Source organism: Streptomyces sp. S063 (assembly GCF_002832675.1).
Lineage (GTDB): Bacteria > Actinomycetota > Actinomycetes > Streptomycetales > Streptomycetaceae > Streptomyces > Streptomyces sindenensis.
Genome location: NZ_CP021707.1, coordinates 6,622,238 through 6,645,606, shown reverse-complemented (window position 1 = coordinate 6,645,606; position 23,369 = coordinate 6,622,238). Strand labels below are relative to the sequence as shown.

At 72.4% G+C, this 23,369-nt stretch carries 21 protein-coding genes and 1 pseudogene; 15 read left to right on the top strand and 7 right to left on the bottom strand.

Features of this window, described 5'->3' with window-relative positions; genetic code table 11:
• Positions 1-2: 2 nt before the first annotated feature.
• The 6 genes and pseudogenes from CCZ36_RS30225 (at position 3) to CCZ36_RS30200 (ending at position 6,834) form a co-directional block, all read left to right on the top strand.
• Complete coding sequence (locus tag CCZ36_RS30225) at positions 3-506, top strand: MaoC family dehydratase (RefSeq protein WP_010072684.1); 504 nt, start codon at positions 3-5, stop codon at positions 504-506.
• A gap of 49 nt (positions 507-555) precedes the next feature.
• Positions 556-1,760, top strand: a pseudogene (locus CCZ36_RS30220) (acyl-CoA dehydrogenase family protein).
• Positions 1,761-1,940: 180 nt separating this feature from the next.
• Complete coding sequence (locus CCZ36_RS30215) at positions 1,941-2,588, top strand: phosphatidylserine decarboxylase (protein ID WP_010058364.1); 648 nt, start codon at positions 1,941-1,943, stop codon at positions 2,586-2,588.
• Between the two features lie 22 nt (positions 2,589-2,610).
• Positions 2,611-3,438 carry a CDP-diacylglycerol--serine O-phosphatidyltransferase gene (gene pssA / locus CCZ36_RS30210; protein WP_176734582.1) on the top strand — a complete coding sequence of 276 codons (828 nt, stop codon included), beginning with the start codon at positions 2,611-2,613 and terminating at the stop codon, positions 3,436-3,438.
• A gap of 263 nt (positions 3,439-3,701) precedes the next feature.
• Complete coding sequence (locus CCZ36_RS30205) at positions 3,702-4,550, top strand: hypothetical protein (RefSeq protein ID WP_128819004.1); 849 nt, start codon at positions 3,702-3,704, stop codon at positions 4,548-4,550.
• A gap of 55 nt (positions 4,551-4,605) precedes the next feature.
• The gene (locus tag CCZ36_RS30200; protein ID WP_128819003.1) at positions 4,606-6,834 is read left to right on the top strand and encodes a bifunctional serine/threonine-protein kinase/ABC transporter substrate-binding protein; all 2,229 of its coding nucleotides are present in this window, start codon (positions 4,606-4,608) and stop codon (positions 6,832-6,834) included.
• Between the two features lie 58 nt (positions 6,835-6,892).
• Here CCZ36_RS30200 and CCZ36_RS30195 read toward each other — a convergent pair whose 3' ends face one another.
• From CCZ36_RS30195 to CCZ36_RS30175, 5 genes are read right to left on the bottom strand one after another with little or no spacing between them, the layout of a single operon-like run.
• Entirely contained in the window at positions 6,893-8,146 is a 1,254-nt protein-coding gene (locus CCZ36_RS30195) for an ABC transporter substrate-binding protein (RefSeq protein ID WP_069737228.1), read from the bottom strand.
• A complete protein-coding gene (locus CCZ36_RS30190; protein WP_069742207.1) occupies positions 8,143-9,378 on the bottom strand; it encodes a branched-chain amino acid ABC transporter permease in 1,236 nt (411 codons plus the stop codon). Before CCZ36_RS30190 ends, CCZ36_RS30195 begins: the two co-directional genes overlap by 4 nt.
• Positions 9,371-10,261: a branched-chain amino acid ABC transporter permease gene (locus CCZ36_RS30185; RefSeq protein ID WP_069737230.1), complete on the bottom strand. Its 891-nt coding sequence runs from the start codon at positions 10,259-10,261 to the stop codon at positions 9,371-9,373. Before CCZ36_RS30185 ends, CCZ36_RS30190 begins: the two co-directional genes overlap by 8 nt.
• Entirely contained in the window at positions 10,258-11,058 is an 801-nt protein-coding gene (locus CCZ36_RS30180) for an ABC transporter ATP-binding protein (RefSeq protein ID WP_128819002.1), read from the bottom strand. The genes CCZ36_RS30185 and CCZ36_RS30180 overlap by 4 nt, the downstream gene beginning before the upstream one ends.
• The gene (locus CCZ36_RS30175) at positions 11,055-11,852 is read right to left on the bottom strand and encodes an ABC transporter ATP-binding protein (RefSeq protein WP_069737232.1); all 798 of its coding nucleotides are present in this window, start codon (positions 11,850-11,852) and stop codon (positions 11,055-11,057) included. Before CCZ36_RS30175 ends, CCZ36_RS30180 begins: the two co-directional genes overlap by 4 nt.
• A 238-nt stretch (positions 11,853-12,090) precedes the next feature.
• On the opposite strand from CCZ36_RS30175, the gene CCZ36_RS30170 reads away from it, so the two are divergent.
• Positions 12,091-12,843 (top strand): PucR family transcriptional regulator, encoded by a 753-nt coding sequence (locus CCZ36_RS30170; protein ID WP_069737233.1) that lies wholly within the window; start codon positions 12,091-12,093, stop codon positions 12,841-12,843.
• A 96-nt stretch (positions 12,844-12,939) separates the two neighbouring features.
• Here the strand turns inward: CCZ36_RS30170 and CCZ36_RS30165 are convergent, their stop codons facing one another.
• Positions 12,940-14,058: a glycerate kinase gene (locus CCZ36_RS30165; protein ID WP_069737234.1), complete on the bottom strand. Its 1,119-nt coding sequence runs from the start codon at positions 14,056-14,058 to the stop codon at positions 12,940-12,942.
• A gap of 139 nt (positions 14,059-14,197) precedes the next feature.
• On the opposite strand from CCZ36_RS30165, the gene CCZ36_RS30160 reads away from it, so the two are divergent.
• Entirely contained in the window at positions 14,198-14,695 is a 498-nt protein-coding gene (locus CCZ36_RS30160) for an NUDIX domain-containing protein (RefSeq protein WP_069737279.1), read from the top strand.
• Between the two features lie 170 nt (positions 14,696-14,865).
• The gene (locus tag CCZ36_RS30155) at positions 14,866-15,645 is read left to right on the top strand and encodes a hypothetical protein (RefSeq protein WP_128819001.1); all 780 of its coding nucleotides are present in this window, start codon (positions 14,866-14,868) and stop codon (positions 15,643-15,645) included.
• A gap of 59 nt (positions 15,646-15,704) precedes the next feature.
• On the opposite strand, the gene CCZ36_RS30150 is transcribed toward CCZ36_RS30155, so the two are convergent.
• Positions 15,705-15,905, bottom strand: a complete 201-nt coding sequence (locus CCZ36_RS30150; protein ID WP_069737236.1) for a type II toxin-antitoxin system VapB family antitoxin — start codon at positions 15,903-15,905, stop codon at positions 15,705-15,707.
• Between the two features lie 185 nt (positions 15,906-16,090).
• On the opposite strand from CCZ36_RS30150, the gene CCZ36_RS30145 reads away from it, so the two are divergent.
• From CCZ36_RS30145 to CCZ36_RS30120, 6 genes are all read left to right on the top strand, one after another.
• Entirely contained in the window at positions 16,091-16,879 is a 789-nt protein-coding gene (locus tag CCZ36_RS30145) for a CoA transferase subunit A (RefSeq protein WP_069737237.1), read from the top strand.
• 1 nt (position 16,880) lies between these two features.
• A complete protein-coding gene (locus CCZ36_RS30140; protein WP_128819000.1) occupies positions 16,881-17,537 on the top strand; it encodes a 3-oxoacid CoA-transferase subunit B in 657 nt (218 codons plus the stop codon).
• A 239-nt stretch (positions 17,538-17,776) separates the two neighbouring features.
• On the top strand, positions 17,777-19,081 hold the full coding sequence (locus tag CCZ36_RS30135; RefSeq protein ID WP_128818999.1) for an extracellular catalytic domain type 1 short-chain-length polyhydroxyalkanoate depolymerase: 1,305 nt from the start codon (positions 17,777-17,779) through the stop codon (positions 19,079-19,081).
• A gap of 90 nt (positions 19,082-19,171) precedes the next feature.
• The gene (locus tag CCZ36_RS30130) at positions 19,172-20,623 is read left to right on the top strand and encodes a 3-hydroxybutyrate oligomer hydrolase family protein (RefSeq protein ID WP_164873637.1); all 1,452 of its coding nucleotides are present in this window, start codon (positions 19,172-19,174) and stop codon (positions 20,621-20,623) included.
• Between the two features lie 93 nt (positions 20,624-20,716).
• Entirely contained in the window at positions 20,717-21,514 is a 798-nt protein-coding gene (locus tag CCZ36_RS30125; protein ID WP_069737240.1) for a 3-hydroxybutyrate dehydrogenase, read from the top strand.
• 176 nt (positions 21,515-21,690) lie between these two features.
• Positions 21,691-23,340: a SpoIIE family protein phosphatase gene (locus CCZ36_RS30120; RefSeq protein ID WP_128818998.1), complete on the top strand. Its 1,650-nt coding sequence runs from the start codon at positions 21,691-21,693 to the stop codon at positions 23,338-23,340.
• The last annotated feature ends 29 nt before the right edge of the window (positions 23,341-23,369 follow it).

Below are 23,369 nucleotides of genomic sequence, written 5' to 3'. Positions count from 1 at the left end.
TCATGCAGTTCGGACGCACGTATGAGGAGTTCGAGGTCGGTGCCGTCTACAAGCACTGGCCCGGAAAGACGGTCACGGAGTACGACGACCACCTCTTCTGTCTGCTGACCATGAATCACCATCCGCTGCACATGGACAGCAACTACGCGGAGAAGACGACCGACTTCGGCAAGAACGTGGTCGTCGGCAACTACATCTACTCGCTGCTGCTCGGCATGTCGGTGCCGGACGTCTCCGGAAAGGCCATCGCCAATCTGGAGGTCGAATCGCTCAAGCACATCGCGCCGACCTTCCACGGCGACACGATCTACGGCGAGACGACCGTGCTGGACAAGACCCCGTCGAAGTCCAAGAACGACCGCGGCATCGTCTACGTGGAGACCAAGGGCTACAAGCAGGACGGCACGGTCGTCTGCGTGTTCCGGCGCAAGGTGATGGTCCCCACCGAGACGTACATCAAGGAGCGCGGCGGGGAGCAGCCCGGCCGCCCGACGCCTGCCAAGTAACCGCCTGAAGCCTTAAGGCCATCCGCGTGAAGCCACAGGAGAAGCAGCCATGACGCGACTCGCCCAGACCGCCGGTCTGAACGACATCCAGCGGGAAATCCTTGCCACGGTCCGGGATTTCGTCGACAAGGAGATCATTCCGGTCGCGACCCAGCTGGAGCACCGCGACGAGTACCCGACGGAAATCGTCGAGGGACTCAAGGAACTCGGCCTGTTCGGGCTGATGATTCCCGAGGAGTACGGGGGCTGGGTGAGTCGCTGCTCACCTACGCGCTGTGCGTGGAGGAGATCGCCCGCGGCTGGATGAGCGTGTCGGGCATCATCAACACGCATTTCATCGTGGCCTACATGCTCAAGCAGCACGGCACGCAGGAGCAGAAGGACACGTTCCTGCCGCGGATGGCGCTCGGCGAGGTGCGCGGGGCCTTCTCGATGTCCGAGCCGGCGCTCGGCTCGGACGTCTCGGCGATCTCGTCGAAGGGTGTGAAGGACGGCGACGAGTACGTTCTCAACGGCCAGAAGATGTGGCTGACGAACGGCGGAACCTCTACTTTGGTGGCCGTTCTGGCCCGAAGTGACGAAGGCCACCCCGAGGGCACCGCGCCGCACAAGTCGATGTCGACCTTCCTGGTGGAGAAGGAGCCCGGCTTCGGAGAGGTCCGGCCCGGCCTGACCATCCCCGGGAAGATCGACAAGATGGGCTACAAGGGCGTCGACACGACCGAGCTCATCATGGACGACCTGCGCATTCCGGCCAATCGTGTCCTCGGGGGCACGACCGGCCGAGGGTTTTACCAAATGATGGACGGCGTCGAGGTCGGCCGGGTGAATGTCGCCGCTCGTGGCTGCGGTGTCGCGCAGCGTGCATTCGAACTGGGCGTCTCGTACGCCCAGCAGCGCCACACCTTCGGCAAGCCGATCGCCCAGCACCAGGCGATCCAGTTCAAACTGGCCGAAATGGCCACCAAGGTCGAAGCCGCTCATGCGATGATGGTGAACGCGGCACGCAAAAAGGACTCCGGGGAACGAAACGACCTGGAGGCAGGGATGGCGAAGTACCTCGCCTCCGAGTACTGCAAGGAAGTCGTCGAGGACGCCTTCCGTATCCACGGCGGCTACGGCTTCTCCAAGGAGTACGAGATCGAGCGCCTCTACCGCGAGGCGCCGATGCTGCTGATCGGTGAAGGTACCGCCGAGATCCAGAAAATGATCATTGGCCGGCGCCTCTTGGAGGAGTACCGATTCCAGGGCTGATTGTCCGTTTCAGGGTGATTTGGTGGCGAAGAACATCACACCGGGTCACCCTCGACGGGCGGCGTTCGTCAGTCCGACTCGGCTGCTGGCTTGCCCAGTTGCGCCCGGCAACCGATAGCATCTTCGGAAAGCCGCCGTCCCCCGTTGCCAGCGCGGCATCATCCGCTACGAAGGTCATTCATGCCCGACAGCACTTCCACCGCATCCCGCGGCGGGGTCCGCATCGCCCGCGGAGCTTCCCCGTGGCTCCTGCCGACCGTCGCCACCGCAGCCCTCAGCCTGGCCCGCGCCCGCAAGTCGGGGCGCTGGGCGGCAGCGGCCGTGCCCACCACCGCGCTCGCGGCGGGCATGCTGTGGTTCTTCCGTGACCCCGAGCGCGAGATCACCGAAGGCCGGGTCATCTCCCCGGCCGACGGCGTGGTGCAGAGCATCATGCCGTGGAAGGACGGGCGCACCCGCGTCGCGATCTTCATGAGCCCGCTCAACGTCCACGTCAACCGCGCGCCGCTGGCGGGCACCGTGACGTCGGTCGAGCACATTCCGGGCGGGTTCGTTCCGGCGTTCAACAAGGAGAGCGAGAACAACGAGCGCGTTGTCTGGCACTTCGACACCGAGCTCGGCGACATCGAGATGGTGCAGATCGCGGGAGCGGTCGCCCGTCGGATCGTGCCGTACCTCCCCGAGGGCACGAAGGTGGAGCAGGGCGAGCGCATCGGCCTGATCCGCTTCGGCTCGCGCGTGGACATCTACCTCCCGGAGGGTATCGATGTCGCGGTCGAGGTCGGTCAGGCCACCACCGCGGGGGTGACTCGAATTGACCGTGATTGATCCCGATACCAAGGCCGGCTGGGTGCCGGAGGCCGAAGACGGGAACGACGTCGACGGCACGGAGGACATGCCGCTCTCCATGCGGTTGTCGATAGCGGACACGCTCACGCTCGGTAACGCGACGTGCGGTTTCATGGCGGTGTACTTCACCACCACGGGCATCCTGATCCCGCACCTCACGGGCAGCGAGGAGACGGGCATGGCCCGGCACTCGGCCGCCACCGCCGTGATCCTCATGCTGATGGCCGCGATCTTCGACCTGTTCGACGGGCTCGTGGCGCGCAAGCTGCGTTCCTCGCCGATGGGCGCCGAGCTGGACAACCTCTCGGACCTCATCAGCTTCGGGCTCGCGCCGGCGTACTTCGTGCTCGTGTACGGCATGGTCGCCGACGACGCCCACCAGCGGGTGTCGGCACTGGCGGCGATCGTCGTGTTGCTGGCGGTGGTGCTCAGGCTGGCCAGATTCTCCTGCGTGACCTTGAAGGACGGCATGTTCCAGGGCATGCCGAGCCCCTTCGGAGCGCTGACGGTCGTCTCGATCGTGCTCCTGGAGCTGCCCTTCGTGCCCACCCTGCTCGCGATCATCGGGGTCGCCTGGCTGATGGTGAGCCGGGTGGAGTACCCCAAGCCGCGGGGCATCCTCGCGGTGGCGATGCTCAGCTGGATCGTGGCCGCGATGGGGCTGCTCGCCGCCTGGGCGTTCGACGCCCCCGGCGGTCAGCTGCTGCTCCAGACGGGCTGCGCGCTCCAGGTGGTGCTCGGCGCGGTGATCCCGCTGTTCGCCACGGCGCGACGGGTGAACACGTTCCGTGACAACCGGCGCGAGGCGCGGGCGGCGCAGCTGCCGTAGCCGTACGCGCATGGCTCTCGGGGCCCGGATGCTCCCCGGCATCCGGGCCCTCGCGCGTTTCCGGCGGGACGCGCCCGGCGCCGCTTACCACCGGCCACGTCCCGCCGCCAGAGGTGATGCCCTCCCGATGGCTGAGAAGTTTCGGCAGCAAGGTGAGTACGGAGTTCCCGTCCCTCCGCCGGACCGGGCTTCTAGAATCGCCTCGCAACCGACACCCGGGCCATTTCGGCCAGGGCGCGGTCCGGGGGACCGGGGGGTCCGAGATGAAGCTGATGCTGGTGGGGACGCGTGTGGCGGCGATCGCGGCGGCGGGGGCGCTGCTGGCCGGATGCGGCGGGTCGGAGTCGAAGGGCGAGGACGGGCCCGACCCGAAGCCGAGCGGATCCGCGGAGCAGGGTGGCCCCGCGACCGGTGGGGAGAAGACGGGCGCGTCCGAGACACCCGATCCGAAGCAGTCGACGCTGCCGGGCGCGCTGCCCAGCGCCTACGACTTCTCGCCGAACCCGGACCGGGTCCCGAAGAACGCGGCCCAGGCGCGGAAGCTGACCCGTAACGCCGCGCTCGGGGAGAACGACTGGACCGCGGGGATGGTCCGGCACACGCCGTACGAGAGCGGCGGCAGCTGGCCCGTGCTTCCGGACTCCTGTGTCTGGACCCGGTCCGCGCTGCCGTCGGGCATCCTGGACAGCTTCACACGGCGGCTCGACATCCCGGCGCAGGGTGGGAAGGGCCGGGTGCAGGGGGCGGTGACCGTGACCGTGCACCGCACCGAGGCGGGGGCCGACCGGGAGATCAAGGACACCGTCCAGGAGAGCTTCCGGTGCCCGGACCAGGAGCTGGGCGGCGGGCAGCGCCTCAGCGGTCTGATGTCCCTCCAGTTCGACCAGAAGGACGTGCGCAACGCGGACGCCTCGCTGTTCGAGGCCGGGAAGTACTCGGGCCCGGAGTCGGGCGGGGTCCAGGACTACGTCTGGTCCAAGTCCCGGATCGGCCCGGTGACGACGGCCGTCTCGGTCAAGGGCGCCAACGGCTACACCAACACCGACCTGCTGCGGATCGCCGCCGAGGGCGGCGCCAAGGTGCTCTACCGCGTCGAGCTGGAACTGAAGTGACCGCGGGCCCGGAACCGACGTGACCACAGGCCCGGACGAAAGGCGCTGACCCCTGATGGAACCGCTCCGCTCCACCGACCCGGCACGGATCGCCGGGTACCGCGTCCTCGGTCGCCTCGGCGCCGGGGGCATGGGCGTGGTGCTGCTGGGCCGGTCGCCCGGCGGCGCGCTGGTGGCGATCAAGCTGATCCGCGCGGAGTACGCCGACGACACCGGCTTCCGCGCCCGCTTCCGCCGCGAGGTGGCCATCGCCCGGCAGGTCCGCAACCGGTGGGCGGTGCCGGTGGTCGACGCCGACACCGAGGCGCCGGCCCCGTGGCTGGCCACCGAGTTCGTGCCCGGGCCCGCCCTGAGCGAGGCCGTGGGCACCGGAGGGCCGCTGCCGGAGCGCGGGGTGCGGGCACTGGGCTCGATGCTCGCGGAGGCGCTGGAGGCCGTCCACACGGCGGGCCTGGTGCACCGGGACGTGAAGCCCGGCAACGTCCTGCTGGGGCTCGACGGGCCCCGGCTGATCGACTTCGGGATCGCGCGGGCCCTGGACGACACCGTCCTCACGGCGACGGACGTGATCGTCGGCTCCCCCGGCTTCCTCTCGCCCGAGCAGGCGCAGGGGCGGCGGATCGGCCCGGCGAGCGATGTCTTCTCGCTGGGCTGCGTCCTGGTGTACGCGGCGACCGGCGGGCGGCCGTTCGGCACCGGCCCGGTGGAGGCGATGCTGTTCCGCACCGTGCACGACACGGCGGAGCTGAGCGCGGTGCCGCCCGGGCTGCTCCCGGTGGTGGAGGCGTGCCTCGCCAAGGAGCCCGGGGACCGTCCGGCGGCGGCGGACATCCGGCAGGCGTTCGCCGAGGACCTGTCGGGCGGCAGCTGGCTGCCCGGCCCGGTCACCCATCTGATCGCCGAGCGCTCGGCGCGGATGCTCGCCCTGCCCGACATCGACGTGACGAGCCTGGACGCGGGCGGCGGTTCGGCCGGCGGTCCCGGCGGCGGCCCGGAGGGCGGCTCGTTCGGTGGACCGCCCGGCGGCCCGTTCGGCGGCCCGGACACGGGCGGCGGGAGCGGAGGCCGGGACACGACCGCCGTGTCCGCCTCCCCCGGCCGTCGTCGCTTCCTCACGTACGTCACCGGGGGCGTGGTGCTCGCCGCTGCGGGCTCCACCACCGCCTGGCTGGTCTCCGGCGGCGACAAGGAGCCCGGGGGCAAGGGTGAGGAGGACGGGAAGACGGCCCGCCCGGAGCTGCGCATCGGGCTCCAGGCCGACCTCAACGGCCCGTCCGCGGCCGTCGGCAGGGGCCAGGACCGGGCGGCCCGACTCGCGGTCGCCGAGCACAACGCGCGGGGCGACGCGCCGTTCACACTGCGGCTGACCACGGTCGACGACAGGGGTGAGGAGGAGCGGGCGAAGGCGGCGGTGCGCCGGTTCGCCGAGGACCCGCTCCTGGTGGCCGCGATAGGTGCGACCGGCACGGACGCGGCGCGGGAGGCGCTGGTCGCCTACGACGAGGCGGCGCTGCCCCTGCTCAGCGTGGTCGACGGGGACATCCGGCATCTGAACCGGGTCTTCCTGTGCGCCCGGCCGCGCAACGACATGCAGATGCTGCCGGTGGCGGAGTTCCTCGGGGCGTATGAAATCGACCAGGTGGCGCTGGTCGACGACGGCACCGAGTACGGCCGGCAGACCACCCGCTTCCTCGACGCGGGGCTGCGCGGCAACGGTCGCACCGTCTTCGCGGAGACCGTACGGGAGGGCACGCGCGACCTGGACGCGGAGGCCGAGCGGATCGTCGCGAAGCGGCCAGGAGCGGTGGTGTACGGGGGCGGCCTGCGGGACGCCGGACGGTTCGCGAAGTCGTTGGCCGGGGCCGGGTTCCTGGGGCCGAAGATCGCCACCCAGGCCGCGCACGACCCGCGGTTCCTGGCGGAGGCGGGCGAGGACGCGGCGGGCTGGCTGGTCGTCTCGACGGCCGCCGACCCCGCGTCCGTACCCTCGGTGCACCCGTTCGCCGCCGCCTACCGCAAGCGGTTCGACCAGGCGCCGCCGCTGTTCGCGGCCGAGGCGTACGACGCGGTCGGACTGATCGCGTCCTGCGCCGAGAAGCTCGGCCGGGAGAAGCTGTCGCGCCAGGACCTGCTGCCCGCGCTGCGCACGACCTCGTACAAGGGCGTCTCCAAAAGCTATGCCTTCGAGTCCGCCAACGGGATGTACACCGGGACCGGGGTGTTCATATACCGCGTGGAGCGGGGCCGTTTCCGCTACATCGGGATGAACGGCCGGGAGGTCTGACCGGGCTCTACCGGTCAGACCTCCCGTCACTCTCCGGTCAGCCCTCCCGACGCGGGGCTCAGGAGCCGGTGGTGAAGGACTCGGCCGCCGCGGCGACCTCGGCCGGCCGGACCACCTTCAGTCCGCCGGCGGCGCCGGCGTCGGGCTTCATGATGACGCTCTCCCGGGTGGAGGGCGTCTTCGGGTCCGAGAAGTCGTGCGTCACGCCGAACTCGGTCCCGTACCCCTTGATCGTGAGCAGCGCCTTGTCGATGCCCTCACGGGTGAGGTCCTTGTCGTCGCAGGCCTTGGTCAGGGCCTCGCCGAAGAGGGAGGCCGCCGTGTAGCCGGCGACGACTCCGTTGTCGAGAACGTCCTTCGGGTACTGGGCGGCGTACTCCTTGGCGAGCTTGGCGGGTCCGTCGCCCGGGTCGCCGATGGGCAGGGTGGAGGCGGCGACGTAGTAGTCCTTGAGCAGGGCCGGGCCCGCCTGGGTCTTCAACAGCTGGGGGGCGAAGGCCGAGTTGTTGCCGACGACCGGGACGTTGAACCCGGTGGCCGCGGCGACGCCGACGAGCGAGGCGGCCTGGCGGGGTCCGGCGCTGACCACGACGGCCTTGACCCCGGCCTGCTTGAGGGCGGCGACCTGGGCCGTCATGTCGTTGTCGGTCGGCTTGATCTTCTGTTCGACGACGGTGAGCCCCGCCTCCTTCGCCGCGTGCTTCGAGCCGACGAGGGCGTTCTCGCCGTAGTCGCCCTCGAAGTACACGTGGCCGATCTTGTCGCCCTTCTCGATGCGCTTCTCGGCGAGGAGGTAGTCGATGAGATTGATCGTCTCGACGTCGTAGGTGGCGCCGATGACCCGGATGTACGGGGAGCCCAGCAGGTTCGCCGACCAGGCCTGCGGCAACACGAGGCCCTTGTCCTGGCCGTCGATGCGCTGCTCGACGGCGGCGACGAACGGAGAGCCGATGAACTGGGCGAAGCCGAGGACCTTCGGCTCCAGCTCGGTGTACGCGGAAATGGCCTTCTGCGGGTCGTATCCGTGGTCGCGGACCGTCAGTTCGATCTTCCGGTCGCAGATGCCGCCCGCGTCGTTGGTCCGCTTGACCCACAGCTGCTGGGCCTGGGTGACGCTCTTGCCCAGCGAGGCGTAGACCCCCGTCATGTCGGTCAGCACCCCGAGGGAGATCGTCGAGGAGGAGACCCCGGGACCGGTCTTGATCCCGCCCTCGCCCTCCTCGTCCGCCTTCCCGTCGGTCGCCTTGCCGCTGCATCCGACGAGGGTGACGGCGAGGGCCGCGACGACGGCCGTGAGCACTCTCAGTTTCATGACTTCTCCCCTGGATTGTTCGGAGCCGCTGGATTCTTCGGAGCCGCTGATGGGTTCGGTGCCGCTGACTGCTGCGGAACAGCGGGATTCCTGGGAGTCTTCGGCTTCTTCGTACGGGTGAGGCCGAGGCGGGCGAGGCCGCCGGGCAGGAACAGGACCACCGCGACCACCGCGGCGCCGTACAGATAGCGGGACGCCTCACCGGGTGCCAGGCCGCCCGTGCCGGGGGCGGAGACCAGCGGCAGGGAGTCGCTGTAGTGCGTGAACACCTGCGGGAGCAGGGAGACGAAGGCGGCGCCGATCACGGCTCCCGCGACGCTCCCGAGGCCGCCGATGACGATCATGGCGAGGTATTCGAGGGACAGGATCATGCCGAAGTACTCGGGCACGGTCCGCTGGAAGACCAGGGCGAGCAGGACGCCCGCGAGGCCCGCGTACATCGAGGACAGGACGAAGACCCCGGCTCGGTAGCGGGCCACCGGCACGCCCATCACGCCGGCCGCGATCCGGTGGTCGCGGATGGCGTTCATGGCGCGTCCGGGCCGGCCGCGCAGCACGCCCCGGGCGAACAGGGCGCTCAGCAGGAGAGCGAGGAGACCTGCGTACCAGAGCTTCTCCGAGGACCCGAACGGGACGGCGGCGACGACGAGTTCGGAGTCGTCGAAGGTGAACCCGAAGACTGACAGCGGCGGTACGGGCCGACCGTTGTAACCGCCGGTCAGCGAGCCCGCGTTGAACAGGACGTGCTGCCCGATGAAGATCAGCGCGAGGGTCGCGATGCCGAGGTAGGCGCCGCGCAGCCGTCCGGCGATGGGGCTGAAGACGCCTCCCGCCGCCCCGGCGAGCAGCACCGCGAGGATCGCGGCCAGCCAGGTGGGCAGCCCGAGGCCGGTCAGCGTGTGTCCGTTCTCGGTACTGCTCTCCCCCGCCAGGACGCAGTAGCCGTACGCGCCGACGGCGAGGAAGAACGCGTGGCCCATGGAGAGCTGCCCGGTGGCGCCGGTGAGCATGTTGAGCCCGATGGCGCCGATCGCCGCCGCCATCGCGAACAGCCCGGCCTGGAGCCAGAAGCGGTCCAGGTAGAACGGGAGGACGAGGAGCAGGAGGGATCCGACGAGTACGGCGTACGTACGGGGGCTGCGCAGCCGGTCCGTGAGGCTCTCCGGTCCGCCGCTCTCGGAAGCGGTCACGGCAGGGGCTTCGGCGGGAGCTTCAGCGGTGGTGTCAGACACGGGCCAGCTCCTTCGTGCCGAAGAGTCCGGCGGGCCGGATCAGCAGGACGGCCACCATCACCAGGTAGGGCGCCAGATCGCCGATGCCCCGGCCGAGGAAGGACAGGTCGCTCTGGTAGCCGGTGGCGAGGGATTCGGTGACGCCGACGATGAGTCCGCCGGCCAGCGCCCCGGTGGTGGAGTCGAGCCCGCCGAGGATCGCGGCGGGGAACGCCTTGAGCGCGGCGAGCGAGGTGGCGCGCTCGAGGCCCGGGGTCGGGAACACGGTGAGGAAGAGCGCGGCCACGGCGGCCAGCGCCCCGGCGACCGCCCAGGCGGCGAGCGACACCCGCCCCAGCTTGATGCCCATGAGCGCCGCCGTCTGCGGGTTCTCGGCGGCGGCCCGCATCGAGACGCCCCACGAGGTGTAGCGGAAGGCGAGCAGGAACACCGTGATCAGGAGCCCGGCGGCGAGGAACGCGGCGATGCGGGTCTGGGCGAGGGTGATGCCGCCGATGTTCACGACCTCGTTGCCCCAGGGGTCGCCGAGGGCGAGGACGTCCGTGCCCATGCGGCGGGTGAGTTCGGTGATCAGGAGGATGTCGACGCCGATGGTGACGATGGCGAGGACGCTGTGGTCGCTGCCCCGGTAGCGGCGCATCACGAAGAACTCGATGGCCGCCCCGACGGCCGCGGCCCCGGCGATCCCGACGAGCAGCGCGGGCCAGAACCCGATGTCGTCGTGGAGCACGGCGGTGACGTAGCCACCCGCCAACAGCAGCGACGCGTGGGCGAAGTTGACGACCTCGGTGGCCTTGAAGATGACGACGAACCCGAGCGCGATAAGTGCGTAGACCGAGCCGATCGAGAGGCCGCCGAGGAGGAGTTCGACGAACGTGGTCATTGAGGTGCTCCCAAGTAGGCCTGGACGACGGCCGGATCGTTCTGGACCTCGGCGGGGGTGCCGCCCGCGATCCTGCGCCCGAAGTCGAGTACGGTCACCGCGTCCGCGAGCCGCATCACCACTCCCATGTCGTGCTCGACCATGACGATGGAGATGCCGAGGCTGTCGCGTACGTCGGCGACGACGGCGGCGGTGCGGCGGCGCTCGTCCGCGGTCATGCCCGCGATCGGCTCGTCCAGCAGCAGGACCTGCGGCTCCATGCACAGGGCGCGGCCGAGCTCGACGAGCTTCTGCTGCCCGTACGGAAGCGATCCCGCGGGTCGCCCCAACTGCCCCGCCAGTCCGATGAATTCGGCGATCTCACGGACCCGCCCGCGGTGGCGTCGTTCCTCGCGGACGGCGGAGGGCAGTCGCAGGCCGGTGGCGAGGAACCCGGAGCGGGTCAGCCGGTGGCGGCCGAGGAGGAGGCTGTCGGCGACGGTGGCGTGCGGGGGCAGCGCCAGGTTCTGGAAGGTGCGGGCGACCCCGAGGTCCGCGATGGCGTGCGGCGGGAGTCCGGTGAGCTCGGTGTCGCCGAGCCGGACATGCCCGGAGGCGGCGCGGTAGACGCCGGACAGGACATTGAAGCAGGTGGACTTGCCGGCTCCGTTGGGTCCGATCACGGCATGCACGCTGCCGGGTTCGACGGTGAAGGAGACGCTGTCCAGGGCGGTGAGCCCGGCGAAGCGGACAGTGACGTCCTGGACGGCGAGGGCGGCCCCGGTGGTGTCCTGGCGGGCTGTTGCGGTGGTCGTCACGCGGACCACCTGCTCAGGGTCCGCCGGGTGCGGGCGGCCGGGTCGGCGTCCGCCGCCGCGTCCTCGTCGACGACGCCGAGATAGCGGCGGCGCACCTCGTCGGAGGCGGCGAGTTCGTCGGCGGGCCCGGACAGGGCGACCTCGCCGACGTCGAGGACGTACGCCGTGGAGGCGAGGCGCAGAGCGATCGCCGCGTTCTGCTCGACGAGCATGACGGAGGTGCCGCCCGCGTTGATCTCCTGCACGGTCTCGGCGATCCTGGCCGCCATCAGCGGGGCGAGGCCGAGCGAGGGCTCGTCCAGCAGGAGCAGCCGGGGCCCCGCCATCAGGGCGCGGCCCATGGCCAGCATCTGCTGCTCGCCGCCGGACAGCAGCCCGGCCCGCTGGTGCGCCCGGTCCGCGAGCACCGGGAAAAGTTCGTGTACCCGGGCGAGCGCCGCGCCGGTCTCCTTGCGTCCGCCGCGTGCCCCGAGGGCACCCGCCCGCAGATTGTCGGCCACCGTCATCCGGGCGAAGACCTGCCGGCCCTCCGGTACCTGGACCACTCCGGCGGCCACCACCTGGGCGGGCCGCAGCCCTTCCAGGGGGCGGCCGTCGAACCGGATGGTCCCGGTGCCCGTCCCGCGGTGGAAGCCGAGGGTCCGCGACACGGCCCGCAGCAGCGTGGTCTTGCCCGCGCCGTTGCCGCCGAGCACGGCGGTGATCCCGCCGTCCGGCACATCGACCGAGATGTCGCGCAGTGCCCGGACCGGGCCGTAGCCGACGGACAGCTCGCGGATCTCCAGCGTTGCCATGCGTCCTCCTCCTTCCGCCATGTCGTGTGTCTTGCTGGTCTGTGGGGGTGGTGCCACAGACCAGCACCGGGCGGGACGTGCGTCCACGGGGCGGGGCCGACTCGATGCGGGCGACCAGCGAACGAAGGGCCTCGTTGTGCACGCGCACAGACGCCGTGACGGTCGGGCGCCCACCGCCCGGGCCGGTGGCATCCTCGTCGGTCATCGGGAGCGCCCGGCCCCGGGGACGGAGCGGCGGATGCGGCGTGGAACGCGGTACGGGGCGCTGCTCGGCCCGCTGCTGGCGGGCGGGGCCCCGCCGGGCATGGTGACGCGGGCGGCGCGCGGCCTCGGGCTGCCGGAGCGGGGGCGTTACGCCGTGGTGGTGCTGGGCACGCCGGCGCCGGACGCGGCGGTGGTCGCGGGCCCGGACGTGGACGGCGCGCGCTGGTGGTGGGGCGGGGGCGAGGGCCCCCCGGGCGGCGCGGAGGACCGGGCGGAGCGCCGGGAGGTCGCGGTGGTGCTGCTGGGTCCGGCGGGCCCGGCGCGGGTGGCGGCGCGGCTCAGGGAGCTGGGCGCCGGTCCTGGGGGGGTGAGCCCGGTGGTGGGCTCCCTGGCGGAGCTGGGTGCGGCGCGCCGGCTGGCGGGTACGGCGCTGCTGACGTGCGAGCCGGGCAGCCGGGAGATCGTCCGGCTGGACGAGCGGCTTCCGGCGGCCCTGCTGGTGAGCCGTCCGGAGCTGTCCACCCGGTTGCTGGCGGAGGTGTTCGGCCCGCTGCTGACGCTCGTACCGGCGGAGCGGTCCTTGCTGGTGGAGACGTTGGAGGCGTGGCTGGAGTGCGGGGGTTCGGTGGGGCGGGCGGCGGCCCGGCTGGGGTGTCACCGCAACACGGTGTTCAACCGGCTGCGTCGGCTGGAACGACTGACCGCGCGCTCGCTGTCCCGGCCGCGCGAACTGGTGGACCTGGTGCTGGCGCTGGATGTGCTGCGGTTGTCGTCGGCCCCACCGTGACGGCTGTCGCCGACCCTACCGTGACGGTTGTCATCGGCCCCACCGTGAGGGGAGGCCGCCACGGGGCGGGGCCGACGACAGCCGGTCGTACGGTCGTCAGCCCGCCAGGAAGTCCCGGGCGATCGACTCCGCCGCCCGTTCCAGCAGCGGGCCCGCCTGGGCCATCGAGACCGCCGGGTCCGGTTCCAGCTCGGCCAGGGCGTAGGCGCGGCGGATGCCCGCCCGCTCCAGGGCCTCCGGAGGCAGGGCCAGGCGGCCGCAGACCGCGACGACCTCGATCCCGGCCGCGCGGGCGGCGGCGGCGACCCCGGCCGGGGCCTTGCCGTGGAGGGTCTGCTCGTCGAGCGAGCCCTCGCCCGTGACCACCAGCGTGGCGCGGGCGAGCGCGGGCGCGAAGCCGAGGACGTCGAGCATGACCTCGATGCCGGGGCGGAAGCGGGCGCCGAGGGCGACCAGGGCCCCGTAGCCGATGCCTCCGGCCGCGCCCGCGCCGGGCAGTGCGGCGGTGTCGGGGCCGAGGATCGAGGCGTAGTGCGTGAGGGCCGCGTCGAGGACCGCGATGTCCTCCTCGCTCGCGCCCTTCTGCCGTCCGTACACCTCGGGCGCCCCCTTGGGCCCGGTCAGCGGGTTGTCCACATCGCTGGCCAGGACCAGGTCGACGTCCTTCAGGCGCGGGTCGAGCCCCGAGAGGTCCGCCTCGGCCAGCGTCGCGAGCGGACCGCCACCGGGGCCGACGGGCTTGCCGTCCGCATCCAGGAAACGCGCGCCGAGAGCCGCGAGCATGCCCGCGCCGCCGTCGGTGGTGGCGCTGCCGCCGACCCCGAACACGATCGTCGTCGCCCCCGCCTCCAGGGCGGCCCCCAGCAGCTCGCCCGAGCCGTACGTGGTGGCCGTGAGCGGGGCGAACACCCCGTCGGGCAGATGCTGGAGGCCCGAGGCCTCGGCCATCTCCACCACGGCGGTGTCCCCGCGCAGCGCGTACGCCGCCGTCACCGGGTCGCCGAGAGGGCCGGTCACCCGCGCCTCGCGGCGCTCGAATCCGGCTGCCACCGCCGCCGCGACCGTGCCGTCGCCGCCGTCCGCGACCGGCAGGGTCTCCACCGCCAGGCCGGGGACGACGCGCCGCAGCCCGGCCGTCACCCGCTCCGCGACCTGTACGGCCGTGAGCGAGCCCTTGAACTTGTCCGCCGCCACGAGCACGCGGGCGGTCTCCACATCTGCTCCGTCCGTCACCTTGCATCCCTTGCTTTCGAACAGGCAGTCGCGCCGCCCCGACCCTATCCGCACGACCCCTGATCTGCCCATGGCCGTCCACGGCCAAGCGGTCCGGACTCCGGCCACTACGCTGTCGGCCGTGACGACTCCCGATACCGACTACGCCACGTACATCGCCGGGCTCCCCCGGGTCCTCGCCGGTGCCGCCTCGCTCTTCCGCGACGCGGACGGGCGGATCCTGCTCGTCGAGCCGAACTACCGCAAGGGCTGGGCGCTGCCCGGCGGCACCGTCGAATCGGAGACGGGCGAAGGCCCCCGGCAGGGCGCCCGGCGCGAGACGGCGGAGGAGATCGGCCTCGACGTGGCCCCGGGACGGCTGCTCGCCGTGGACTGGGTGCGGGGCCCCGGCCGCCCGCCGATCGTGGCGTACCTGTACGACGGCGGGGTGCTCACCGCTGAGCAGCTGGCGGCGATCCGGCTCCAGGAGGAGGAGCTGCTGTCCTGGCGGCTGGTGGCCCCCGCCGACCTGGACGACTACCTGCTGGGCACCCTCGGCGGCCGGGTGCGGGCAGCTCTGGCGGCCCTGGCGTCCGGCGGCGGGCCGGTGGAGCTGGAGGACGGCGAGCCGGTCACCTGAGGGTCCTCCTGCCACGGGACGGGCCGGCCGTCGGTGATCGAATCGTTGCCGCCCGACGTACAACCGCGTACCGCCGTCCCCGGTCTCCTGATCAGCCGTGAGGAAACGCCTCAGGCCGGCGCACCCACGTGCCCGGCCCCGGCTGTGCAGGGGAGAGGGACGGATCGCACGTGAAGAAGACGATCGGGAGAGCGGTGGTGGCCGGTGGGGCCGTGGCCGTGTTCACCGGGGTGGCGGCAGTGCCCGCCGGGGCGGCGGAGGGCGGGGTCGCCTTCAGCCGGGTCACGATGAACGGCGGGAAGCCGATCGTGGTCGGGGTCAAGGAGGAGGTCGCGGTGCCCGGGACCTTCCGGATGATCACCGAGCTGAAGTACGACTACGGCCCGACGGTGTTCCCCTACCGCGGCAGGCCCGGCTACGGGGACGAGCTGTGGAACGCCATCGAAGGCAGTGACTGCAAGGTGGTCAACAAGGCGAAGGGCATCTGCGACTTCGAGCAGCGGCTGTACATCGACCCCCGCCACCTCGACTTCGGGAACGAGGACGCCGGGGCCTGGAAGACCGCCGCGCGGGTCCACCTCGCGGGCGACGCCTACGACATCGACGACGAGAACCTCACGTTGTGGGTCCAGCGGGCCACCCGGCTCACGGTCAACGCCTCGCCCGAGCCGGTCACGAAGGGCAGAACGATCACCGTGACGGGCAGGATCACCCGGGCGAATTGGGACACCCACACCTACCAGGGGTACGCGGGCCGCTCGGTGAGCCTGCAGTTCAAGGCGACCGGGTCCTCCTCGTACAAGACGGTCAAGAAGGCCACCTCGGGGAAGTCGGGGGCTCTCAGGACCACAGTGAAGGCGACCGTGCCGGGCACCTGGCGGTGGACGTACCACGGCAACACCACCTCCGGCGCGAAGTCGTCGAGCGGGGACCACGTCGCCGTACGGTAGGCCGCACGCGAGGCCGCTCCCGCCCCGGCCGGCGCGGGAGCGGTCCCGCCCCACGGCGGTCAGCCCTGCTGCGCCTCTGGTTTGATCTCCACCTCACGTTCCGCGCCCTCCCGCTCGGCGACGAGAGCCTCGGTGCGGTGGCCGCGCGCGATGTAGTCGCGCACCACGAGTTCGACGGCGTCCTGCGGGTTCCCCACCCCCGCGAGGACCATCGCTTCGACGACGAGTTCGGCATCCAGACTGACGGTCACCTTGGCCATGCGCGGACCCTACCCCGGCGCGTTCCGACCGGGGGCCGGGTTCCCCGAAGAGCACCGATTCGTACCGGGTTCCGGGTCGCCGTCGCCACCATCGGGGCGGGCCCCGGTGTGTGGCCGTCCACCATCGCCGGCGGACGTCACGGATTCCTAGTCTCGTCGCAGTCGACACGGCGAGAGGTGTACGGATGAGCGGGGACAAGGTGGTCGCCGACGCGGCGGACGCGGTCGCGGACGTGGGGCGCGGGGCGTCGCTGGCCGTGGGCGGGTTCGGGCTGTGCGGGATACCCGGTGTGCTGATCCACGCTCTGCTGGAGCGGGGAGCCGGTGGGCTCAGGGTGGTGTCCAACAACTGCGGGGTGGACGACTGGGGCCTGGGGCTCCTGCTGCGGGCGGGGCTGATCGCACGGATGACCAGTTCCTACGTCGGGGAGAACAAGGAGTTCGCCCGCCAGTACCTCCAGGGGGAGCTGGAGGTGGAGCTCGTCCCCCAGGGCACCCTGGCGGAACGGCTGCGGGCGGGCGGTTCGGGCATCCCGGCGTTCTACACACCGGCCGGAGCGGGGACCGTGACAGCCGAGGGCGGTCTGGCCTGGCGGCACGGCGCGGACGGCTCCGTCGCGGTCGCGTCGCCGCCCAAGGAGACCCGGGTCTTCGGCGGGCGCGAGTATCTCCTGGAGGAGGGCATCACCACCGATTTCGCGCTGGTACGCGCCGCTGTGGGCGACCGGCACGGGAACCTCCGCTTCGACTCCTCCGCCCGCAACTTCAACCCGCTCGCCGCGATGGCCGGGCGCATCACCGTGGCGGAGGTGGAGGAACTCGTCGAGCCGGGCGAACTCGCCCCCGACGACGTCCATCTGCCCGGGATCTTCGTCCAGCGGGTCGTCCCCATCGAGACGGACGACCCACGCGCCGAGAAGCGCGTCGAGCGCCTGACCGTCCGCCGCTCCCCCGCCCCCGAAGGGACCCGCTGACATGCCGCTGACGCGTACGCAGATGGCGGCCCGCGCCGCGCGGGAGCTGCCCGACGGCTCCTACGTCAACCTCGGTATCGGGCTGCCGACACTCATCCCCGACCATCTGCCGGACGGCGTCGAGGTGGTGTTCCAGTCGGAGAACGGCATCATCGGTGTCGGCCCCTCCCCCGCCGCGTCCGAGGTCAGGGCCGACCTGATCAACGCGGGCAAGGAGACGGTGACGCTGCTGCCCGGCGCGTCCTGTGTCGACTCCGCGCTCTCCTTCGCGATGATCCGGGGCGGGCACATCGACGTCGCGGTCCTGGGGGCGATGCAGGTGTCCGCCTCCGGCGATCTGGCGAACTGGGTGATCCCCGGCACGATGGTCAAGGGGATGGGCGGCGCCATGGATCTCGTCCACGGGGGCCGGCACGTCATCGTGTTGACGGAGCACACGGCGCGCGACGGCTCCCCCAAGCTCCTCGCGGAGTGCGCCCTGCCGCTGACCGGCCGGGGCGTCGTGCACCGGATCATCACCGATCTCGCGGTGCTGGACGTCACCCCCGACGGCTTTCTGTTGCGGGAGGCGGCCCCCGGAGTGACGGTCGATCAGGTGCGGGCGGCGACCGGGGCGGAGCTGACCGTGGCGCACGACCTGCGGGACCAAGTGGCCTGAGCGGTACAGCCGCTGGCCGGGAGCACCCCCGGCACCTCCCGGTAGCAGCCGGGCGTGCTCCCGGCAACAGGGCGTGGCCCCCGGCTCCCGGTCCGGTTGTGGAGGGCATCGCCATTACCCGGCCTCGCGTCCGCTTCCTACGGTGACCGCACCCCGGCCGCAGCGCCCGTCACGCGGCGCGCCCCGACCGGGTCACGGGATCACGGGCGATCCCGTGCGCCGTCCCCCAGGAGGTCATCATGTCGCACGCCCTACCCTCGCGCCCTGCTCCGCCCGAGGCCCCGCCGCCCGGGGCGAGGCGCGGCGGACGGTGGAGCCGTACCGTCCGCCACCTCGCCGCCACCGTCGCCCTGGCCACCGGTGCGGCGCTGGCCGGGCCGGGGACGGCCGGGGCGAGCGCCGCGGCACCCCCCGAGGCGAGGGCAACCGCCGCCCTGCAGCGGGTCGCCTCCTTCGGGGCCAACCCCGGCGGCCTGAACATGTACGTGTACCGGCCGGCGGCCCTGCCGGCGAACGCACCCGTGGTCGTCGCCCTGCACGGCTGCACCCAGAGCGCGCAGGTCTACTCCGACAACGCCGGTCTCAACACCTTCGCCGACCGGCACGGTTTCCTGGTCGTGTACGCCGAGACCACCACCGTCAACAACGCCAACAAGTGCTTCAACTGGTTCCAGCCGGGCGACACCCGGCGGGGCCAGGGCGAGGCCGCGTCGATCCGGCAGATGATCGCGCACGCCGCGACCGCCTACGGCACGGACCCCGGCCGGGCCCGGGTCACGGGCCTCTCGGCGGGCGGGGCGATGACCTCCGCCATGCTGGCCGCCTACCCGGACGTGTTCGCCGCGGGCGCGGTGGTCGCCGGAATCCCGTACGGCTGCGCGGTCGACGTCGTCTCGGCGTTCGGCTGCATGAGCCCCGGCGCGGACCGCGCCCCCGCCGCCTGGGCGCAGGCCGTCCGGGACGCGCACCCCGGTTTCGCGGGCCCCTGGCCCCGGGTCGCGATCTGGCACGGGGACAACGACGGGACCGTCGCCCCGAGGAACGCCGACGAGCTGCGGGACCAGTGGACCGCGGTGCACGGGCTCGGCCAGACCCCGGACCGTACCTCCACGATCGGCCCCAACAGCACGCGCAGGAGCGAGTATCCGGCAGCGGACGGCCGGAGCGTCGTCGAGGTCTACAGGGTGCCCGGCATCGGGCACGGCACCCCGGTCGATCCGGGCAGCGGCGCCGAGCAGTGCGGCGCGACCGGCACCCAGCACTTCATCGACTCGATCTGCTCCGGCCACTGGATCACCCGGTTCTTCGGTCTTGACGGCACCACCGTCCCCGAGCCTCCCGTGGACCCGCCCACCGAGCCCGCCGCCTGCTGGACGGCGAACAACTACGAGCACGTGCGCGCGGGCCGTGCCACCACCACCGGCGGCCAGGTGTACGCCAAGGGCTCCGGCCAGCACCTGGGGCTCTACAACACCTTCGTGACCCACACCCTCAAGGAGTCACCGGCGGGCCACTACGTCCTCGCCGACAGCTCCTGTCCCTGACGTTCCTGATGCCCGTGAAATCGGCCACCGCGCACCGGCCGACCGCACATCGCCCACCCGATGGAGGCACTTCTCATGCCGACCCCGCCCATGGAACCACCGACACCCCGGCGCGCCGGACCACCGCGTGGAACCGCCCGCCGCAGGTGGCTGCGCGGGGCCGCCCTCGCGGCAGCCGTGCTGACGGCCTGGACGGCGGCCCCGTCCGCCGCGGCCCCTCCGGGGCGGGACACCGGACGCCCCGGGCACTGCGCCCGCCAGGACACCATCCGCGTCCCCGGGGCCGCCCGGCAACAGGCCTACTGCCTGGAGGAGTTGACGACGGCGGGGACGGTGGCCTCCGGCCACACCGACCCGGCCGACTGGGCGGGGCTCACCCCGGAGGGTCTGGCCACCCCCAGCGGCGTACCGGGGATCCAGATCGACGGGTACTTCCCCGACACGTCGACCGGCAACACCAACCACGGCTGGAACCACGACTCCCAGTTCGTCATCCGGCTCCCCGACCGCTGGAACGGCGGTCTGGTGGTGGCCGGGTCGCCGGGGGTACGCGAGCAGTACGCCAACGACCGGGCCTTCGGGGACTGGGCGCTCGACCGGGGTTACGCGTTCGCCGCCACGGACAAGGGCAACGCCTCGGCCGCGTTCCACCGGGACGGCCGGGCCCCCGGTGAGGCCATCGCCGAGTGGAACACCCGGTTCACCCAGCTCACCCGTGCGGCCCGGCTGGTGGTCGCCCAGCGCTATCTGCGGCCTCCCTCCCGCACCTTGGCGATGGGCATGTCCAACGGCGGCTATCTGGTGCGCTGGCAGCTGGAGAACCGTCCGGGGCTGTACGACGGCGGGGTGGACTGGGAGGGGGCGCTCTGGCGGGCGGAGGGACCGAACCTGCTCACCTTCCTGCCGCCCGCCCTGCGCGCCTACCCGCGCTACGCGGCCGGGGGCGCCGACGCCGAGGACGCCCACCGGACCATGACCGGTGCCGGGTACCCGGCCGGTTCGGAGTTCCTGTGGCCGTACCACCACCAGTACTACTGGGACCTGACCCAGCGGATCTACCGGGAGGAACTCGACCCCGGCTTCGACGGCGCGACCGAGGCCGGCACGCCCTTCTGCGCCCCCGGCACCCCCGCCTGCGACGCCGACTACGCGTACAACGAACGGCCGGACGAGGTCCGCGAGGCGGTCGCGAGGATCGCGCTGACCGGCCGTGTGGGGAAGCCTCTGATCACCTTCCACGGCACCCTGGACGTGCTGCTCCCGATCTCCCGGACCTCGGACACGTACGCGCGGATGGTGCGGAGGGAGGGCCGGGGCGCGCTTCACCGCTACTACCGCGTCGAGGGCGGTACGCATGTGGACTCGCTCGTCGACGCCTTTCCCGGCCGGCTGCGTCCGCTCGTGCCGTGCCACCGTTCGGCGGCCGCGGCGCTGGAACGCTGGCTGGAGGAAGGGCGGCGTCCGCCGTCGAGCCGCACCCTGAAGCTGCCCGCGGAGGCCACGCCGGCCGAGCGGCTCGCCCGCTGCCCGCTCGACGGGTAGCGGGGCGGGTGGCGACGTCCACCACCTCCTCCCCGCCCACTGTGGAGACTCACGCCATGGGATGTGCGGCCCAGCGTCTCTAGCGTTCCGGCCATGACCAGTCAATTTCACTCAGCCTCCGCCTCCCCGGCGCCGGGCGCCGGGGCCGTGGACCTCAGGGGACGTACCGCCCTCGTCACCGGTGGCGGCAGCGGCATCGGGCGGGCCACCGCCGAGGCGCTCGCCGCCGCCGGGGCCCTGGTGCACGTGGTCGACCGGGAGGCGGAGAGCGCCAAGTCCGTCGCCGCCGCGATCGGCGGGGTGGCCCACGTCGTGGACCTGGCCGACGCGGAGGCGGTCGGGACGCTGCCGGCCGGGGTGGACGTCCTGGTCAACAACGCCGGGCTCCAGCACGTCTCGCCCATCGAGGAGTTCCCGCCGGCCCGCTTCGCGCTGATCCAGCAGGTGATGGTGACCGCCCCGTTCCTGCTGATGCGGCGGTGTCTTCCGCACATGTACGCCGCTGGGTGGGGGCGGATCGTCAACGTCTCCAGCATGCACGGGCTGCGGGCCAGCGCCTTCAAGTCCGCCTACGTCGCCGCCAAGCACGGCCTGGAGGGGCTGAGCAAGGTGGCCGCTCTGGAGGGCGCCCCGCACGGGGTGACCAGCAACTGCGTCAACCCCGGCTATGTCCGCACCCCCCTGGTGGAGGGCCAGATCGCGGGCCAGGCCGCCGCACACGGGATCCCGCCGGAGGAGGTCGTCTCCGGCATCCTCCTGGAGCGCTCCGCGATCAAGCGGCTGATCGAGCCCGCCGAGGTCGCGGCGGTCTGCCTCTGGCTCTGCGGCCCGCACACGGGATACATCACCGGCTCCTCGCTCCCCGTGGACGGGGGCTGGGGCGCTCACTGACCTCGCAGGGGTGCCGGGGCCTCGGATGCGGGGGATCATCGGAGTATGAGCGGCGATGATCCCCTGGCCCCGGCCGGAGAACCGGCCGGGCGGAGGCGGGCAGCGACGGCGGCAGAGGGTGCCGTGCCACCGGCCGGGTCCGTGGACCGGTCGGCCGGGCGGCAGCGGGCACGGCCGTGAACGAGGAACGTCTCCTGAGGCGGTACCAGGCGCTCATGGGCGCCGTGCCGCAGTCCGTGTGGGTGATGTCGCCCGACGGCGAGGTCACCCTGTTGGCGGGAGGCGGCATCGCCGAGAAGCTCTGGCACCCCGATGCCGGCACCTCGTGGATGGACGCCGTGCACCCCAAGGACCGGGACTGGTTCCAGCGGGCCTGGCGCGGGGCCACGCGGCAGCGATCCCCCCTCGACACGATCGTCCGGGTGCGGCTCGACGGCGACCTCGACCGCTTCCGCCACATCAAGATCGTCGCTGCGCCCGTCGTCGAGGGCGACGGGGAGGTCGAGTGGGTCGGCACCGCCACCGACGCGGAGGAGCACTGGCGCAGCCGTATGCGGGAGAAGCTGCTGGCCAGGATGGCGGCGGTGCCCGCGGCCCACGACCTCTCGGAGGCCTTCCTGACGACGGCGGCGGCCGTGGTGCCCGAACTCGCCGACGCCGTGGCCGTCTTCCGCGTACGGGACGGTGCCCGGGCCCTCGGGGGCTCGTCCGGCGCGTCGGCCGCGGCGTTGCCGGAGCGGGTGGGTCTCGCCCCCGGGCTGCCCGCCCTTCCCCCGCTGGACGCCGACTTCCTGCTCGGGCCGATCGCCCGGCGGGCCATCGACGCCCAGGAGGCGCGGCTGCTGGTCTTCCCGCCCGGCGGGCCCACCGGTGAGGGCCTCTCCGACGTCTCCGTACGGTGGTTGCGCGAGGCCGGGGCGACCGGCGTCGCCCTGCTGCCCGTGGTGGTGGACGGCCGGACCGTCGCGCTGGCGACCATCGCGACCTGCCGGGGCAACCCGCCGCCGGACGAGGCGGACCTCTCCCTGCTGCGGGACGTCTTCCAGCAGATGAGCGGGCCGCTGCGCCGGACGATGGAGTTGCAGAGCATCCGCGGTACGGCACTCGCGCTCCAGCAGTCCTTCCTGGCGCCGCCGCCGTCCGTCGCCGGTCTCGCCGTGGCCGCGCTCTACCACCCGGCGGACTCGGCGGCGGAGGTCGGCGGGGACTGGTACGACGCCGTCCGGCTCTCGGCCGACTCGCTCGCCCTGTCCATCGGCGACATCGCGGGCCACGACCTCGACGCGGCCACGGCGATGGGACGGGTCAACAGCATCCTGCGGGGACTCGCGTACGACAGTGGTCCGGCCGCGAGCCCGGCGAGGACGCTGAGCCGGCTCGACCGGATCGTCCAGGCGCTCGACAGCCCGTCGATGGTCACGGTGGTGCACGCGATCCTGCGCCGGAGGGAAGACGGCGGCTGGCGGATGGCCCTGTCCAACGCCGGCCACCCGCCGCCCCTGCTGATCCCGGCCGACGCGCCGGCACGGTTCCTGCACGGCCTCACGGCACCGGACCCTCCGCTGTGCGTCGTCGACCGCCTGACCCGCACCACGCTCCACGCGGCCCTGCGGCAGGGCGACACCCTGGTCTGCTACACCGACGGTCTGGTGGAGACACCGGACACGGACATCGCCGACAACCTCCGGCGCCTGCGCGAACGCTCCGACGCGCTGGCCCGCAGGGGCCTGGCGCTCCCGTCCCTGATCCGTGGTCTGCTGCCCCCGCCGCACCACCGCCGGGACGACATCGCCGTCATCGCCCTGCGGGCGGAGCCGGTCGGATGAGCGCCTGGGAGGACGGCAGCACCGTTTGC